Genomic DNA, 15,385 nt, shown 5'->3' with positions numbered 1-15,385 from the left:
CTGCTGGATTCAAATTACATAAATCCGGCAGTTAACTACATACTACAAAGCAAATCCACCCACTTGACTAGCCCAGATAAGGTAACCCACCCAAACTGCAAAAAGTGCTGCAAGGCCAGAAGCTGTGTAGCCAGTGACTTTCTTAGGAATGTAAAACATTAGCAATACGGCAAGAGTGATCACAACCAATAACACACGAAGAACTGCAATATCAGTTCCCTCAGGCATAGGCACAGTGCCGTAGATTAGTCCATAGACCAACAGTGGTAACCCAAGAGCAACAGTGATGTCAAAGGTGTTACTACCGAAGGCGTTAGAAACTGCATCATCATACTGACCTTTCACAGCATCTTTGATACTCAGGAAAGTATCTGGGACAGATGTGGCCGCTGCTGCAAACACCAAGGCTGACAAATACACAGGAATATTTAGACCATCAGCAATACCCACCACGGAAAGGCTAAGGAAGTGACACGCAATTGCAATGATAAGGGTTGCAAAGAACAGGTTAATCCATGCTGAGAATTTACTTAGCGGCTTATCATTAAAGAAAACCTTGTTAAAATCGAACTTGATCAGTGCCGCCAAAATATTGCTGCTTTCAAGGGACTCAAATTCATAATCATCCTCACCATCGTGGCTTCCGCTTTTCAGCATGTGTACTAGATAACCAAGATAAACAATGATTAGTGCAGCACCCATCCACCAGTGGAATAGATTAAACTTGATCAACATGAAGATTAGAACCACTTCTCCGAGCAACAGCCAGAAGCCATCTCTTTTCAACGCAGTTTTACTGATGGTGAACGATTTTACAGATTGCCCTCTAACGCCATAAAACCTAACCGCAAGAATGCAAGTCAATGGTATTACAATAGCGTTGAAAACCGCACTACCTACAGTTACTGAGACACCCGCTGCAAAGCCTGCTTCATCATGAAGAAAGAAGAGAAGTGAGAAGGTAGTGAGCATTTCGGGCAGGGACGAGCCAACTGCGTTAATCAGCCCTCCTTTTACGCCCTCGCTCATATTGCGGCCTAAATACACTGCGCTTTGCTCGAAGGTATCGCACGCGTACTTAATAACCACTGATACAAATATCAGTATCGCGAAATTACCTAAAAGTCCCATGAGAACCTCGAAATATAAAATACAGCCTGCCTTATACTCCCATGCCCGGAAGTAATCAATCTGTCGTTTATTTAAGGTGTAGCAAGTGATTATTATATAATCAGATTCTCAGAACATACGTACAAAACCATATACTGATACGGTGCTATTCTGCACCTTACCCACTACCAATTAAGGCATTACTGCCATGCCTATTGAATTAAGAAAACATGTAATCAACTTAGGGGGCGTTCCCACTTGACCGGTTAATTCACATTCTGAAAACCAGCAATCTGTTAATGACGAGCTACATTATATATTTTGGATTCACTACGGCTCGTACAGTGCTCAACGATGATCAATGGAACCGCGTTAAAGATATCTTGCCCGGCATAGCTTCTGACTCCGGAACGACAGCTGCTAATAACCGATTGTTTGTTGAAGCTGTTCTCTGGATAGCCCGAACTGGAGCTCCCTGGAGAGATTTACCAGAACAGTTTGGCAGCTGGCACAATGTATACAACCGCTATAGTCGGTGGTGCTCAAAAGGTATTTGGGAGAAAGCCTTCAAAGCGTTAAGCTCGGATAGTGATATGGAATACCTCATGGTTGACGGATCAATTGTTCGCGTACACCAGCACGGTGCTCCTGAAAAGGGTGCTCTCTCAATTTGATAACTGACTCATAGGTTAGCTTCAACCTTTCCAGTCATGAACTCAGACCAAAGTTGTTCCCAGCGCCCCTTACTCTGGATCAGTGCTCTTGTTGTCAAAAGCACTTCCGCTCCTGTTGCTTTCCACCTCATTCCAGAACCACATAATCGTTGCTTTACCAGAGTCTTACAAGCCGCTTCAGTAACTCCTGAACCTATTGGCCAATGGCGTTTAAGCGCCTGATGATAATTCATTAACTGGTGATTGTTTGTAAAATAGCTCACAGCTTTGTAGCGCTTCTCTGTCAGTGCGATTGTCTTTTTCGGGAGCTCGGCTGATTCAATTTCCTGAAGGATTTTTTTGGCTGCTCCACGCTTGTTTTTCAAACTATGTAGCCTGTCTTCAAGCCACTGGTGTCGCTTCGCCTTACTGGTTGGAAACAGTGCTTCCGCTGCTCCAGCTAAATATTCAGATGCATGATAAAAATCGAGTATCTGCCCAGAGGTATGTTGTTTCAAATAACTCCAGTTTTCTCTAGCCCCGTCAGCTACCCCGATGTATGTGGCATTTGGGTAGAGTCGTTTTAGATCTGCAATCTCCTCGTCGAGCTTGCTCATAAAGCTTTGTTTACCATACTCTGGCGAACTGGCTGTATATATCGTGTGGAGCCTGTCTCCATCTGCAGAATATAGGCTCAATGTCCCACACATGGCTTCCCTCCAGCCTTCTTCACAAAGCAGCATGCAGGTTCCATCCAGACCAATGGCTATTGTTTCAACAGGCTCTTTTAGTGGAGGAAGGTGGTAGTGAGTGTCTTGCTGGTCTTCAATTAATGCACCTACTCTGTCCGATAAATGCTTGATATAAGAATTTGAAAGCGTCCTTTGATGGTTGGTCTCAAAATCTTCTTTTACCGCAGGCGCTGGCATCTGGCTGTATTTCCAGGCGATAGACTTGGCAAATTTGGGGGTAGCTGAACCAATAATACCGGCACGAAGATCAAGTGCTGCCAGAGTACTGCCACCTCTGACACCCTGATATACGGAGCGCTCCAAAGGTATACGACCGTATAAGGTTTCATAGTGCTTAAGAACCTTTCCTTTGTAGTTCCACTTCTGCTGATTAACGACGATAGGTTCTTTATTGGGTGATTCAAATAGCCCCAATAACTCTTTTGTTCCAAGCTGCCCGGCTTCATTGAGTGCACGCTGTAAACTATCTTCAAGATTCAGCATGTTGCCTGAATCTATAGAAACTTCAATTTGCAAAACGATGCTTTTGGTAGAGCTGGAAATAACAGAAGCGGGCATGACAGTTAACTATTATGAGTGGTGTTCCCATAGTAGCTGTGAAAATAGAGCACTATTGTTTCAATCATTCAGAGAGAGCACCCCCTGAAAAGTGATTCAATCTACTGAAGCCGCAGGTAAGTCGAGAGGTGGGTTAACAACAAAGATTCATGCTGCAACTGACGCCTTAGGAAACCCGCTTCGCTTCATTCTCACTGCTGGTCAAGTATCAGAATATGGTCAGGCCAATGCTTTGATCGAAGGATTGAGTACGGATTTTATTCTTGCGGATAAAGGTTACGATTCCAATGCATTCATCAAAGCGGTTGAGATGTCAGGGGCTCAGCCGGTAATACCACCCAAGAGGAACAGGTTAAATCAGAGGGCTTATGATAAAGAGGTCTATAAAGAACGTAATCTGGTTGAACGTTTATTTCAAAAGCTAAAGAACTTTCGACGTGTGGCCACACGCTATGAAAGGTTGGCAAGAAATTATATGGGGATGCTTCAAATAGCGGCTGTAATGATCTGGCTGGCATAAACCCAGTCGACCGGTTGTTTGAGAACGCCTCCTAAGAAAAACTGCAAAAATTGAAATACAAAAGAGAGATCTTGAACAAATTAAAGCTCAAGTGGTTCTAGTGTTAGATATCTCGAAGTCAATGAATCGTTTGTTCAAAAGTGGGGAAATGCAGAAGGTCATTGAAAGAATTCTTGCCCTCGCATTCAACTTTGATGGTGATGGTGAAATCGATATCATTTTGTTCGGCACTAATGCTTATCAGCTTCCTCCCGTATCCATCAATAACTTAGATGGTTATGTAAAAGACGTTGTTCTAAAAAAATACAAAATCATTGAAGCAACTAAATACGCAACCGCTCTCAATTTGATTCATGAAAAGTATCAGAACAATAAAGCTGATCCAGTATTCGTCATTTTTATCACCGATGGAAACAATAGTGACAAAACAGAAACAACTGAACTTGTTCGAAAACTGTCCAAGGAGGCTTTTTTCCTACAGTTTGTTGGAATTGGAGTCGAGAATTTCCCGTATTTGAGAAAACTGGATGAATTAAAAGGGCGGTTGGTCGATAACGCTGGTTTTATGCATATAAATTATATAACCAACATCCCTGATGAAGAATTGTATAGCCAGTTGCTGAATGAATTTCCTGAGTGGATTATAAGCGCAAAGAGTCTTGATCTTCTTTAATTCGGTATCATTACTTGTAGAAGCTCTGAGCAAGAAGTGAACTTCTACAGCCGAAAGAATCAAATTACTGCTTAATGATGGCCAGAGCTGTGATTCTAGGGAACCTGCGATTAAGTCCCCGATAATAAGCTAATCTCCTCTCACCCTTGCTGGAGGTTAGCCATGGATCAACAACTCAGCTTTTCGGACGCTGAATTCACTCAAAAGCGTCGCCAGACCCGCAAAGAAATATTTCTTGCCCGTATGGATAAACTGATTCCCTGGCATCGTCTTGAGGCAATTATTGAACCTTATTACCTCAAACCCGGTAATAGCCGTAGGCCTTATCCACTGTCCACCATGCTCCGAATACACTGCCTTCAACAATGGTACAGCCTCAGTGATCCGGCCATGGTAGATGCCCTTTATGAAATTGCATCCATGCGCTTATTTACCGGATTATCTCTGGATAAATCGATTCCAGATCGTACAACCAGTATGAACTTTCGGCACCTGCTGAAGGGTCACAATCTGGCTCGGACTATTTTCAAGGACGTAAACCAATGGCCGACAGAGTCTGGTATCGTTCTGAAAGAAGGCTCACTGGTCGATGCCACAATCATCGAAGCGCCGACATCGACAAAGAATCAGACGGGACAGCGAGATCCCGAAATGCACCAGACCAGAAAGGGTAACCAGTGGTATTTCGGTATGAAGGCGCATATTGGTGTCGATGCCCGTACAGGTTTGACTCATAGTCTGGCGACAATAGCCGCCAATGAACATGACCTTAATCAAGCAAGTAACCTGTTGCACGGTGATGAACAGTTTGTCTTTGCCGATGCTGGCTACAGGGGAGCTGAGAAACGAAAAGAGCTCAATACAGATGCTGTACAGTGGCATATAGCCGAACAACCAGGTAAGTTGAAGAAACTCAGGAAACATCCTCGAACCAATAAAGTCATTTTGAAAACGGAATACCTTAAAGCCAGCATCCGAGCCAAGGTGGGACATCCCTTCAGAATCATCAAATGCCAGTTTGGATTTATAAAAGCCCGTTATCGGGGACTGCGGAAAAATGATGGCAAGCTGGCGATGTTATTCGCCCTGGCAAACATGGTTAGACTGGACCAAATGATCCGGGCGCAGGGTTAATGTATCTGAAAGCCGGTAAACCGGCCTAAATAACAGGAAACTGAGTTATTTTTGAGCTGCATAATAGTGAATTAATAACTTCCATAAACTGTATTTCTTGAAAGTCACTTGCTCGCAGATTCCATAAAGCTCTTACTCTCACTCTGCCAACTAACCAGCCTACCCCCTTAATTTGAACCATTCATGCTGTGGCATGCTTTTACGCCACTGATCGATGTGGCTTGGTGTCGGTGGCATACAAAACGGTGTGTATGAGGCTAGCCTGATTAAGTGCTGCTGAGAGAGATCAGCGATAAACGCTTTAGACTTTGTCATGTCGGCCCGATTAGTTGACCTCAGGATGGTTTCCATCTTGCTTATAAGCTGATCAATATAATTACTCAACTGATCTGTAAATACACAGAAAATCCTGGAGTCTTTGTAGTTATTGATTGGTTCGATGATGGGTAGTATTGGTTCTGCTGGCAGGTTTTCAAATTCCTCCTCACAGATTAATCCTGGCGTTAATTCGTTCAGGTAGTGGCAAAACTCATTTGCAAAGCATTGGTTTGAAAAACACAACTCCCATACCAGCCTTTTTGATACTTCAAATTCAGGACAAATCCAGCGAGAAAGCAATGACGCCACTAAGTCTAACTGTTCTTCAAGAGTATAATATTCCATAACAATTCCCTTTGTTGATGTTTTCTACAATACACGCCATGTGCGACTTTTAGGTTTGCATAAGGAGACATGACTGATCCTGCTTTCTGCTATTAAAAGCAGTAGAAAGCAAAGAAGGTTTCAGTCATGCCCGTTGAAGAGTTTATCACTACAGTCTACTGCTTGATCGACGATTTGGTAAAAGAGCTTTTTCCTGTACCACTGCGACTTCGAGGGTTTCCACCAAAGCTCACTGATAGTGAAGCGATCACCATGGAAGTTGTCGGTGAATGGCTTGGGCATCATAAGGACACTGAGATTTGGAAGTATTTTACCCGACACTGGCGACACCTGTTTCCTGACATTCCTTCACGCTCGGCATTTGTCAAACAGGCCGCCAACTTATGGCATGTGAAACAACGACTGCAAATTCGTATAGTCCAGATGATGCATGCAGATAATGCAGATATCCATTTAATCGATGGTTTTCCGATTGATGTTGTCGTCAGAACCCGTGCACCACAGAGCCGTATCTTTAAAGCTGAGGCTGGTTATGGTTACTGCGCTTCCAAGGACAAGAAGTTCTATGGCTTTCAGGGGCATTTGCTGGTTGAAGCACGAGGGATTCCTGTGGGTTTTACTCTGACCGCAGCGAACGTAGATGAGCGTGATGCAGCCTATGACATGCTCGAGACCATTTCTGGCCTCTTGCTTGGCGATAAGGGCTATATAAGGCCTGAGTTTAAAGCTGATTGTCAGGAATTAGGTATTGATCTTCAGACGCCACTGAGAAAAAACATGCAAGATGAACGTCCGAAGTCGTTTGTAAAGCTGGTATTACGGGTACGACGGAGAATAGAAACAGTGATAGGTCAATTGACAGAGCGCTTTGAAATAGAAAAGTGCCATTGTCGAGATAGATGGCATATGACATCACGTATCGCTCGGAAGTTACTGGCACATAATATTGGTTCTTATCTGAATATAATTGCTGGTCGTCCTGCAATACAGTTTGAGAACCTTATTTCCGAAGATTAAAAAACGGAAAGCAAATAATTGCGTGATTTTGAAGATACAACTTGGACTTACCATCATGCTAGCCCGGATATTTCATAAACGTGCTCCCGTTCTCGCTTGTCCTTTGCCGCCCTAAGGGAGTTTTGCTCGGTCGACCGTACTCCCCGGTACGGCACTCCCTCACAAAATCCCTTAGGGCGACAAAGTCCTGCCCGAGATTCGGGGCAGTTTATGAAATATCCGGGCTAGTAATTTGAGATAGTTTCAGACAAAGTCGCACATCGCGTACAATACACAAAATAACATCCATATATTGAAATATAGTTCAATATATGGATACGTAAATTAATATTATGGAACTAATAGTATTTATTTGATATTCCTATATTTATACAGCTTATGATGGGTTTGACATGATCAGAGTTATGGTGAGAAAGGCATTAGATGACAAAAGCTTTGCAGAAAATCGTCGCATAACTCTGGCTGAGGTTTGTAGGGACACAGGTATCAGCAAAGGGACAATGAACCGAATCATCAATGAGCCTGGCTGCAATATAGGCATACAGTGTATCAATGAGCTGTGCCGATACTTTAACTGTCAGCCAGGCGATATTTTGACGTATGTACAAGAACAACCGGCTAAACCAAGTGATGGCTGACCCATAATAAAAACATCGATGGCTTTAGATAGCCGTTTTTTTGAGCACTTCATGACGACGGAAATTGTCTGCTCTTTTCGGTCGGTGCGTGCTTTACTCCCTTCTGAAGCCTGTTAGAAGGCTGTTTTGAATGGGCTTGTTTGAAGAGACGATTTATTTCGCTCTTTACTATTGCATTTAAAAGCTGCAGAACAATTTTTATAGATTCAGCAGCTAACTCTTGATTCTTTTGGTGGACTCTAGCCAGCTCTGCATTGGCAGCACTTACAATTGCCCGAATATAACTTTTCATCCACTCTGGACAATCCTCAGGGAAGTGAGGTGTTATTGATTCTGAGCTCCCCAATGAAGAACCACCAACAGCAGATGGCAACGTATGATTTTTATTCGAATTCTTTACCTTATTGTTATAAAAAGTACCAACTTCAGCCGCATACTGTTTTCCACCATGCTGATGATTTACCCACTCGATAATACGATGATCAGAGAATTTCAGTATTTTTGTGTTTATCCCAGGGTTTTGATCAAACGCTATTGTTGAGGCTAATTTTGGCCAGCTATAGGCCTTACCCAGAGCTGATCCTCTAATACCTCGTTTAGAAAATATTCCATAATGAAACCTAAGCCCTACCACTCGACCTGTAGACTGAATGTTTACACTGACACCAATGTTTTTCGACCGAAGAGAGCTCATAAATCGAGAGAACCTCTCCGCCCCTGACGCTGATTTACAGTCATCGATGGTTTCCTGTATCAGTTGTCTCAGTTTCTGTTTATGCGACGGCTCATTCGTGCGCTGAATTTGCCTGAATTCAGATGCTTTAGGATTTGTACCATCAGGCTCCCGCAGTGGGCTCTCATGTGCATAAGCAGCCCTTTTTTGCACTCTATGCAAGCCGTATTTAATCTCCAGCACCTCCATTGCTGCCTCCCACACACGATAGTCTCGATGGAGATTGTAAATTTTTCCTGTTTCATTCACTGTCGAATAGAGCATGTGTACATGAAGATGCTCTTTGTCTCCATGTACCACATAAAGTGCTGGGCGCTCTCCCGGTGCAGCGATATTTAGTGACTCTCTGGCTATATCACACGCATCCTTAGGGTTCAGCTTTTTGCTGTCAGCTGGGTGAAGGCTCACCACACGATGCTCCCAGTGTGATTGAGGAGGTTTTTTTCCAGGGCGATTTCTTCTATTCCACAGCAGAACACCATTCATAAATGATTTTGCTGATTTCTTGGGACAACTGCCAATTAAAATCGGGTTAGCATGATCGGTTTCTATATGCAGTATTCGCTCAGCGCCTTTAGATGCCTGCATTTTTTTGACATCGTCATCATTTATTTTTGCATCTGGGTTAAGCATGTAATGGGCTACGGCTGCGCCTTTAGCAACACTACCGTTTAGTTTGGCGTCAGCAATCATCTTTTCAACTCATGAATTTTTATGAAAAGACTGATGGCTTTGATGACCAGCTGCATGTCTTCAGAATCAGGAACTTTTCCAGATTGTACAATGACTAACAGTTGATTAAGCGTGTTCCCGATTTGAGCTACTTGTTTTAGCTGCTGCCGCTCAATATTTGATGGTGGGAGAGGCAATGATTTTCTCTTGTGCAGGGACAAAATATATTCTGATAATTTCAGATTTAGTGACTTTGCCTTTTCTCGAATTTCAGCTTTTTCCTGCTCACTCACTCTGAATTGGATCTGGGTTGTTTTGTTCTTCTCCATGGGATCATCCTAGTTGAAGCACACAGGATAACCTATTTCGAGCAGGGAAAGTGTTAAGCAGTATTTTTTCTAAGAGAATTGTATTCTGTAATCCAGAATGTCACATGACGGGCATAAGTGTAACTCTTCGAAAGATTTGGCACTCTAGATAAGCAGCACTTAAATCTTAGTGCTCAAATGCCAGGTCATGAATCAGAACTGTCCTATCCGGCAAGGCTATTGGCTTATTCGACATCACTCCAGTCGAATGCAGCATTTGCTGATAAGGATGTTGATTCAGCGTTGTTGGTATTTTCCTAAGGCTTTTGATTGCGGTGGAGTGAAACGACACCGCACCCACTCAGTGCGAGAGCACTCTGAGTCAGTCGCAAAGTAATGACATGTCATTACTTTGCCCTTGCTTGCACCCACACATTTTATACTATTCACAACCTGATGACATTAATGGGGTTTATGAAGGGTAATTATAGAGGCTGGAAATAATACTTTATTTTATCTACCGATTGTAATAGACAGAGCCTCGTAAAACAAAAAGGGCTTATTAAAGCCCGAAAAAACCCACCAAAAGAAATTAACATTTAGAAATCAATATATTAAAAACCAAGCACCGTGACCGTTACGGCCACGGGCAAACGTGGCAGCGGCAGGGTGGGGAGGTTTCGCCTTATTCCCCCATCACCCCTCTCTGCCCCCCTTGTATTGTTAGCTCTTCATAGTGAATAAAATTAACAACCCGCAATAAAAAATTCGTTCTATTAAGGGACTCTTTCTTAATTAAGAAGATCCCGAAAGTAAATCCGTATCACCTATTTGAAGTCATTGATTAAATAAACAGAACACTCCATCCTTTGTCAGGTAGAAACCACTCTGGGAAAAACCAAGATTAAACTCCCACACAACATTGCATGCCAAATAGATTTAAACACATCTTCCCCCTGCTATTTTTTCACTAACCCCCTCGACAACTTATCAAACTTGTCACCATAGGGCGGTAGCATACCACTCACTTTGGGAAGGTTAAGAAAGCCCTGCTTGAATACGGACTTGGCATGACTGAATGTCTTGAACCCTTCCCAACCATGAATCTGACCCATGCCGCTTTTACCAACGCCACCAAAAGGAAGATCATCACAGGCGTAATGTACGGCAATGTCATTGATCGTCATGGCGCCCGCCATGGTGTTGTTTATCAGTTTACGCTGTACTGCCTTGCTATTACTGAACAGATAGAGCGCAAGAGGGTTTGGGCGGTTATTAATATCAGCAATACAATCCTCAAATGCCTTGTAGCTACGAAGACAGAGAATGGGGCCAAACAGCTCCTCCTGCATAACCAGCATGTCTTCTGAAGGATTGATCACCAGATGCAGAGGAATTTTCTGTCCCGACGTGTGTGCCCACTCCGTTTGTGTTGGATCCAGAGAGATAACCCGAGCTCCCTTGCTCTTCGCATCATCAAGATACCTGTTGATGCGGTCAAAATGCCGCTCATTAATGACAGAGACAAAGTCTGGATTATCCTGAACCGTCGGGTAGAGTTTGCAGATCACCTGGCGGCACTTATCCACAAATACATCCAGGGATGATTCAGGAACAAAGCAGAAATCCGGGCTGATACAGATCTGCCCCGCATTCATCGCTTTGGCTGCCATCAGCTTGTCTGCAGCATCATCAAGATCATAGTCATCGGCAATGATCACCGGAGACTTGCCACCCAGCTCCAGCGTTACTGGTGTCAGATTGGCCGCTGCTGATGCCATGACTTTTGCACCTATTGCCGTGCTACCTGTAAAAATTAAATGGTCGAATGGGAGCTGACTGAAAACGGCTCCAGTTTCAGCATCACCATTAATCACAACCACTTCTTCATCAAAAAAATATTCTGAGATTAGCTTTTCCAGCAATTCAGAGGTATGCGGAGTGAATTCTGAAGGCTTTATCATTGCCCGGTTACCAGCCGCCAGAACATCGGCCAGCTGGGAAAAAATGGGGTTCACCGGTACATTCCACGGCGTCATGATGCCAATGACGCCTTTTGGTTGGTAGTGAATCTCACTGCGGGCACCGATCAAATTCATGGGAAAGGGCGCTGAACGCCGCTCAACCTTCATCCACTGCTTGAGTCTCTTTTTGGTAAATTTCAGAGACTGCAGTGAAACGAACAGATCGGACATGCGGGTGACATGAGCAGAGCGACAGCCAAAGTCTCTGTTTACCGCCTCACAAATCTCATCCTGGTGGGTAACCAGCAGGTCAATGCAGCGATCCAGCCGTTTAATTCGTGTTTCATAATCGGGATAAGGTATCGCTGAGTGAGCAAGACGCTGCTTATTTAATAACGCCGTCAGCTTTTCAGTCGGCACAGGGTAAACCGACTGGGGCGATTTTGACTCTATGGGCACAACTTCAGCAGAGGCTAACATCTTATTTACCTTTTTATTTTTTGCTAAAGACTACCGCCCTGACAGCCATTATCGAAATTTATTTTATGAATAAGGAGCCATTCACACATTGAATGAGAAGTCATTCTTTGTCGTTTATCTGGTAAATTGGAGAATCAAACGCCTCTATTTAGACGAAAGAAAAAGAATAATGAACAGTCCAACGGTTACCGAAGCATTACAGACAAGAAAATCAATCCGGGCATTCAGCAGGCAGCCAGTTGAATTGTCAGTTGTTCAGGAAGTTCTCGAATTGGCAGCGCTGTCCCCTTCCGGCGGGAATGTACAACCATGGAAGGTGGATGTGTTGACGGGAAATGCACTCAGAGAGCTTGCCCAGAAAGTTCAAATCGCGGTACAGAGCAGCGGAGGAAAAACGGAGCCGGAATTCCCAACCTACCCTGAAAACATGGTGGTTCCATATAACAACCGGCGTAAAGACTGCGGTGAAGTCATGTATGAAGCGTTGAACATTCCACGGGAAGACAAAATGCAGCGCATGATGCAGACCTTGAGAAACTTTGAGTTCTTTGGCGCTCCAGTAGGCATCATCATCACTGCCCACCAGCAGATGGGCATGCCTCAGGCGATGGATATTGGCATTTTTATGCAGAGCATTATGCTTCTGGCCAGTGAGCGAGGTCTGGATACCTGCCCTCAAGTCAGCTGGAGTATATTCCCGCAGCCAGTAAAGGAGTATTTAGGGTTAGGTGATGATAGGAAAGTAATGGCTGGAATGTGCCTGGGTTATAAAAATAATGACGAGGCGGTGAATAATATCAGCCAACCCCGTGCCAACCTCAACGAGTTTGCTTCATTTCACGGATTCTGAACGTCCATTAAAAAATCCCCGCTTGCGGGGATCCAAATTGGTATTACTCACCAACCCATTCAGGCTGACGTTTCTGGGCAAAAGCCTTAATGCCTTCAAGAATATCGCGACTGGTTCGCATGCTCTCCAATGCAGGGTACCGGTTTTGGTCCTGGCCTTTAATAGCCTCAGCCATGTCCATATCCAGCCCTTCACGAACACATTGTTTGGTTGCCTGCATGGCCAGTGGTGCGGGCTTCAGCAAACGATGAATCCAGCGCTCTACCGCATTATCCAGACCTTCTGCCGGCACCACTTCATTAACCAACCCCCAGTCCAACGCGGTATTTGCATCAATGGTTTCACAGGCCAGCAGTAACTGCATCGCCCGCTTCATTCCAATCTGGCGAGGCAGACGATGCATGCCACCAGCATAGGCAACAATGCCCACCATGGGCTCTGGCAGACCGAAAGTCGCATGCTCTACTGCAATGACCAAGTCTGCAGCCAGGGCAATTTCAAAACCACCGCCCATGGCGAGACCATTCACTACCGCCAGCACCGGTTTATCCAGATCAAAGCGGCTGGTCAATCCACCGTACCCAGTGTCAGGTACTTTATAGGGCTCTCCCCCGTCTGCCGCATTATTCATGGCCTGAATATCGCCACCGGCAGAAAACGCCTTGTTCCCACTGCCCCGGATCACCGCAAGCCAGAGCGAGTCATCTGCCGCATAACGATCCATGGCTTCCGCCATCAGCCGGTTCGTTTCAGTATCAATGGCATTCATCCGTTCGGGACGGTTGATCGTGATATACAACACTCGTCCATTGACATGGGTAAGGACTTTTTTATTGTTGTTATTGGACTCTGACATATCTTTTATATCATCCCTGTTAATCAGGCGAATTGCCCAGAAGCCTGTACGGAAATAGTGTCACTCTCCGCAGATTTCCTGGACTTAAGAATCATATCTGCGGCTTTTTCCGCAATCATAATCGTGGGAGCATTGGTATTACCGGACGTCAGGCTTGGCATCACAGAAGCATCTGCAACCCTCAGACCTGTCACACCACGCACGTGCAGTTCTGGATCAACCACTGAATCTGAGTCACTGCCCATACGACAGGTACCAACCGGATGATGAGCAGTTGTTCCAGCCCACCGGGCATAATCCAGCATCTGGGTTTCCGTAGCCTGATCACTGCCCGGCAGGCGCTCACTGGCCACCAGTGAGGACAGTGCTGGCTGCGACACAACTGCCCTGGCAATATGCATACCGGCCAGGGTTACCTCTACATCTCGATCAGTAGACAGATAGTTCAGATCAAACTGTGGCGCTGAATGTGGATCTTTATCCTGCAGGTAAATCCTTCCCCTCGACTCGGGATGCATAAAATACGGAGCCAGAGTCAGCCCTGCCTGTTTATGGGCCGTTTTGCCACCTGGGTGGCCGGTCACGGGCAAGCAGTGAAACTGAATATCGGGCCGTTCGACATCAGGTGAAGACTTTAGAAATGCCCCTACTTCAGAACCAGGTAATGTCATTGCGCCTTTTTTACTGACCAGGTAATGCAATACTTCTTTTACGATGCGTGGTGGATGCAGGCGCTCATTTAGGCTGGCAACGCCCTTGTTGAGTATCCACATCATGGGAACGATAAAATGATCCTGAAGATTAGCCCCGACCATTGGGCTATCGCTGATCACCGGGATTCTCATTTCATCAAGGTGCTGTCGTGGACCAATACCCGAACGCAACAAAATACGGGGGGAATCCATCGCACCCGCACAAAGAACGGTCTCTCTGCGAATGAATACCTGATGCTGTTTTTTATTAATGAAATAAGTGACCGAATGCGCCTTACCTTCCTGGACATCGACCCGATCAACAATCGCTCCGGAAATAATATCAAGGTTCTTTCGTTCTTTTACTGGCTCAAGAAAGGCCTTGTTTGTGGATAAGCGGGAACCTTCACGCATGGTAACCTGAAAGTATCCACAACCTTCCTGCACCCCATCATTAAAGTCACTGGTACGTGAGTAACCTGCCTGGGCAAAGGCTCTGATAACGTCTTCACTCAGTGGGTGTGGATCTGGCAGATCAGTCACGGTCAGCTCACCACCACGGCTATGGATCGGCGAAACGCCTTTGTGCAGCTGATCCTGGGAGCGAAGAAAGTACGGCAACACCTGATTCCAGGACCAGCCGGTTGCACCCTGCTTCTCCCAGAGATCATAGTCATGGCTCTGGCCTCTTAAATACAGCATGCCATTAATATTGGAAGAGCCCCCCAGCATACGACCACGGGGTAACAGGTGGGAGCGGTTGTTGGTCTCCTTATCCGACTCAGAGTTGTACAGCCAGCTGTAACGGGGATTATCGGTAATTTTCCCCCAACCTGCCGGCATATCAGTCATCAAGTCTTCTTTTTTGGTTCCTGCTTCCAGCAGTAAAACCCGGTTATCTGAATCCGTACTGAGTCGATTTGCAAGAACACAACCCGCAGAGCCACCACCAATAATAATATAGTCGTATACATTACCTTCGTCGTTTTTATTCATTTACGAATAACTCCCGATGGCGGCATTTCGTTATTAATCCACCAATAAGTCGTGCCATTAATTTGAAAATTACAAAAGAAATGGTAATTCCATGATTCAAAGCGGAATTATTTTTT

15 protein-coding genes are annotated in these 15,385 nt (G+C 44.9%); 7 read left to right on the top strand and 8 right to left on the bottom strand.

Annotation, left to right across the window (positions count from 1 at the left end; translation table 11 throughout):
- Nucleotides 1–42: 42 nt before the first annotated feature.
- The gene (locus ACOCLE_RS24115; RefSeq protein ID WP_419534574.1) at nucleotides 43–1,131 is read right to left on the bottom strand and encodes a sodium:calcium antiporter; all 1,089 of its coding nucleotides are present in this window, start codon (nucleotides 1,129–1,131) and stop codon (nucleotides 43–45) included.
- A 278-nt stretch (nucleotides 1,132–1,409) separates the two neighbouring features.
- On the opposite strand from ACOCLE_RS24115, the gene ACOCLE_RS24110 reads away from it, so the two are divergent.
- Nucleotides 1,410–1,784, top strand: a complete 375-nt coding sequence (locus tag ACOCLE_RS24110; protein WP_419534573.1) for an IS5 family transposase — start codon at nucleotides 1,410–1,412, stop codon at nucleotides 1,782–1,784.
- An 8-nt stretch (nucleotides 1,785–1,792) separates the two neighbouring features.
- Here ACOCLE_RS24110 and ACOCLE_RS24105 read toward each other — a convergent pair whose 3' ends face one another.
- Entirely contained in the window at nucleotides 1,793–3,073 is a 1,281-nt protein-coding gene (locus tag ACOCLE_RS24105) for an ISKra4 family transposase (RefSeq protein ID WP_419532972.1), read from the bottom strand.
- 91 nt (nucleotides 3,074–3,164) lie between these two features.
- Here ACOCLE_RS24105 and ACOCLE_RS24100 point away from each other — a divergent pair, with 91 nt between their 5' ends.
- The 3 genes from ACOCLE_RS24100 (at nucleotide 3,165) to ACOCLE_RS24090 (ending at nucleotide 5,400) form a co-directional block, all read left to right on the top strand.
- Nucleotides 3,165–3,593 (top strand): IS5 family transposase, encoded by a 429-nt coding sequence (locus ACOCLE_RS24100; RefSeq protein WP_419534572.1) that lies wholly within the window; start codon nucleotides 3,165–3,167, stop codon nucleotides 3,591–3,593.
- A gap of 121 nt (nucleotides 3,594–3,714) precedes the next feature.
- On the top strand, nucleotides 3,715–4,266 hold the full coding sequence (locus tag ACOCLE_RS24095; protein ID WP_419534571.1) for a VWA domain-containing protein: 552 nt from the start codon (nucleotides 3,715–3,717) through the stop codon (nucleotides 4,264–4,266).
- Nucleotides 4,267–4,428: 162 nt separating this feature from the next.
- Entirely contained in the window at nucleotides 4,429–5,400 is a 972-nt protein-coding gene (locus ACOCLE_RS24090; RefSeq protein WP_419534570.1) for an IS5 family transposase, read from the top strand.
- A 159-nt stretch (nucleotides 5,401–5,559) separates the two neighbouring features.
- Here ACOCLE_RS24090 and ACOCLE_RS24085 read toward each other — a convergent pair whose 3' ends face one another.
- Nucleotides 5,560–6,063 carry a hypothetical protein gene (locus ACOCLE_RS24085; RefSeq protein ID WP_419534569.1) on the bottom strand — a complete coding sequence of 168 codons (504 nt, stop codon included), beginning with the start codon at nucleotides 6,061–6,063 and terminating at the stop codon, nucleotides 5,560–5,562.
- 126 nt (nucleotides 6,064–6,189) lie between these two features.
- On the opposite strand from ACOCLE_RS24085, the gene ACOCLE_RS24080 reads away from it, so the two are divergent.
- Together ACOCLE_RS24080 and ACOCLE_RS24075 are read left to right on the top strand one after the other, a co-directional pair.
- Entirely contained in the window at nucleotides 6,190–7,080 is an 891-nt protein-coding gene (locus ACOCLE_RS24080) for an IS982 family transposase (RefSeq protein WP_419533099.1), read from the top strand.
- A 392-nt stretch (nucleotides 7,081–7,472) separates the two neighbouring features.
- Complete coding sequence (locus ACOCLE_RS24075) at nucleotides 7,473–7,718, top strand: helix-turn-helix domain-containing protein (protein ID WP_419534568.1); 246 nt, start codon at nucleotides 7,473–7,475, stop codon at nucleotides 7,716–7,718.
- Between the two features lie 49 nt (nucleotides 7,719–7,767).
- On the opposite strand, the gene ACOCLE_RS24070 is transcribed toward ACOCLE_RS24075, so the two are convergent.
- The 3 genes from ACOCLE_RS24070 to ACOCLE_RS24060 all read right to left on the bottom strand — a co-directional run bounded on the left by ACOCLE_RS24070 (nucleotide 7,768) and on the right by ACOCLE_RS24060 (nucleotide 11,875).
- Nucleotides 7,768–9,144, bottom strand: coding sequence for a relaxase/mobilization nuclease domain-containing protein (locus tag ACOCLE_RS24070; RefSeq protein ID WP_419534567.1), 1,377 nt, complete (start codon nucleotides 9,142–9,144; stop codon nucleotides 7,768–7,770).
- Complete coding sequence (locus ACOCLE_RS24065) at nucleotides 9,141–9,452, bottom strand: plasmid mobilization protein (protein WP_419534566.1); 312 nt, start codon at nucleotides 9,450–9,452, stop codon at nucleotides 9,141–9,143. The genes ACOCLE_RS24070 and ACOCLE_RS24065 overlap by 4 nt, the downstream gene beginning before the upstream one ends.
- Nucleotides 9,453–10,390: 938 nt before the next feature.
- Nucleotides 10,391–11,875, bottom strand: a complete 1,485-nt coding sequence (locus ACOCLE_RS24060) for a coniferyl aldehyde dehydrogenase (RefSeq protein ID WP_419534565.1) — start codon at nucleotides 11,873–11,875, stop codon at nucleotides 10,391–10,393.
- A gap of 88 nt (nucleotides 11,876–11,963) precedes the next feature.
- Between ACOCLE_RS24060 and ACOCLE_RS24055 the strand changes: the two genes are divergently transcribed.
- Nucleotides 11,964–12,725, top strand: coding sequence for a nitroreductase (locus tag ACOCLE_RS24055; RefSeq protein ID WP_419534564.1), 762 nt, complete (start codon nucleotides 11,964–11,966; stop codon nucleotides 12,723–12,725).
- 43 nt (nucleotides 12,726–12,768) lie between these two features.
- On the opposite strand, the gene ACOCLE_RS24050 is transcribed toward ACOCLE_RS24055, so the two are convergent.
- Entirely contained in the window at nucleotides 12,769–13,581 is an 813-nt protein-coding gene (locus ACOCLE_RS24050) for an enoyl-CoA hydratase-related protein (protein WP_419534563.1), read from the bottom strand.
- 23 nt (nucleotides 13,582–13,604) lie between these two features.
- Nucleotides 13,605–15,269: a GMC family oxidoreductase gene (locus tag ACOCLE_RS24045; RefSeq protein WP_419534562.1), complete on the bottom strand. Its 1,665-nt coding sequence runs from the start codon at nucleotides 15,267–15,269 to the stop codon at nucleotides 13,605–13,607.
- Nucleotides 15,270–15,385 lie beyond the last annotated feature (116 nt).

Source organism: Endozoicomonas sp., assembly GCF_965196975.1.
GTDB lineage: Bacteria > Pseudomonadota > Gammaproteobacteria > Pseudomonadales > Endozoicomonadaceae > Endozoicomonas.
This window is presented reverse-complemented; position numbering and strand designations above follow the sequence as displayed.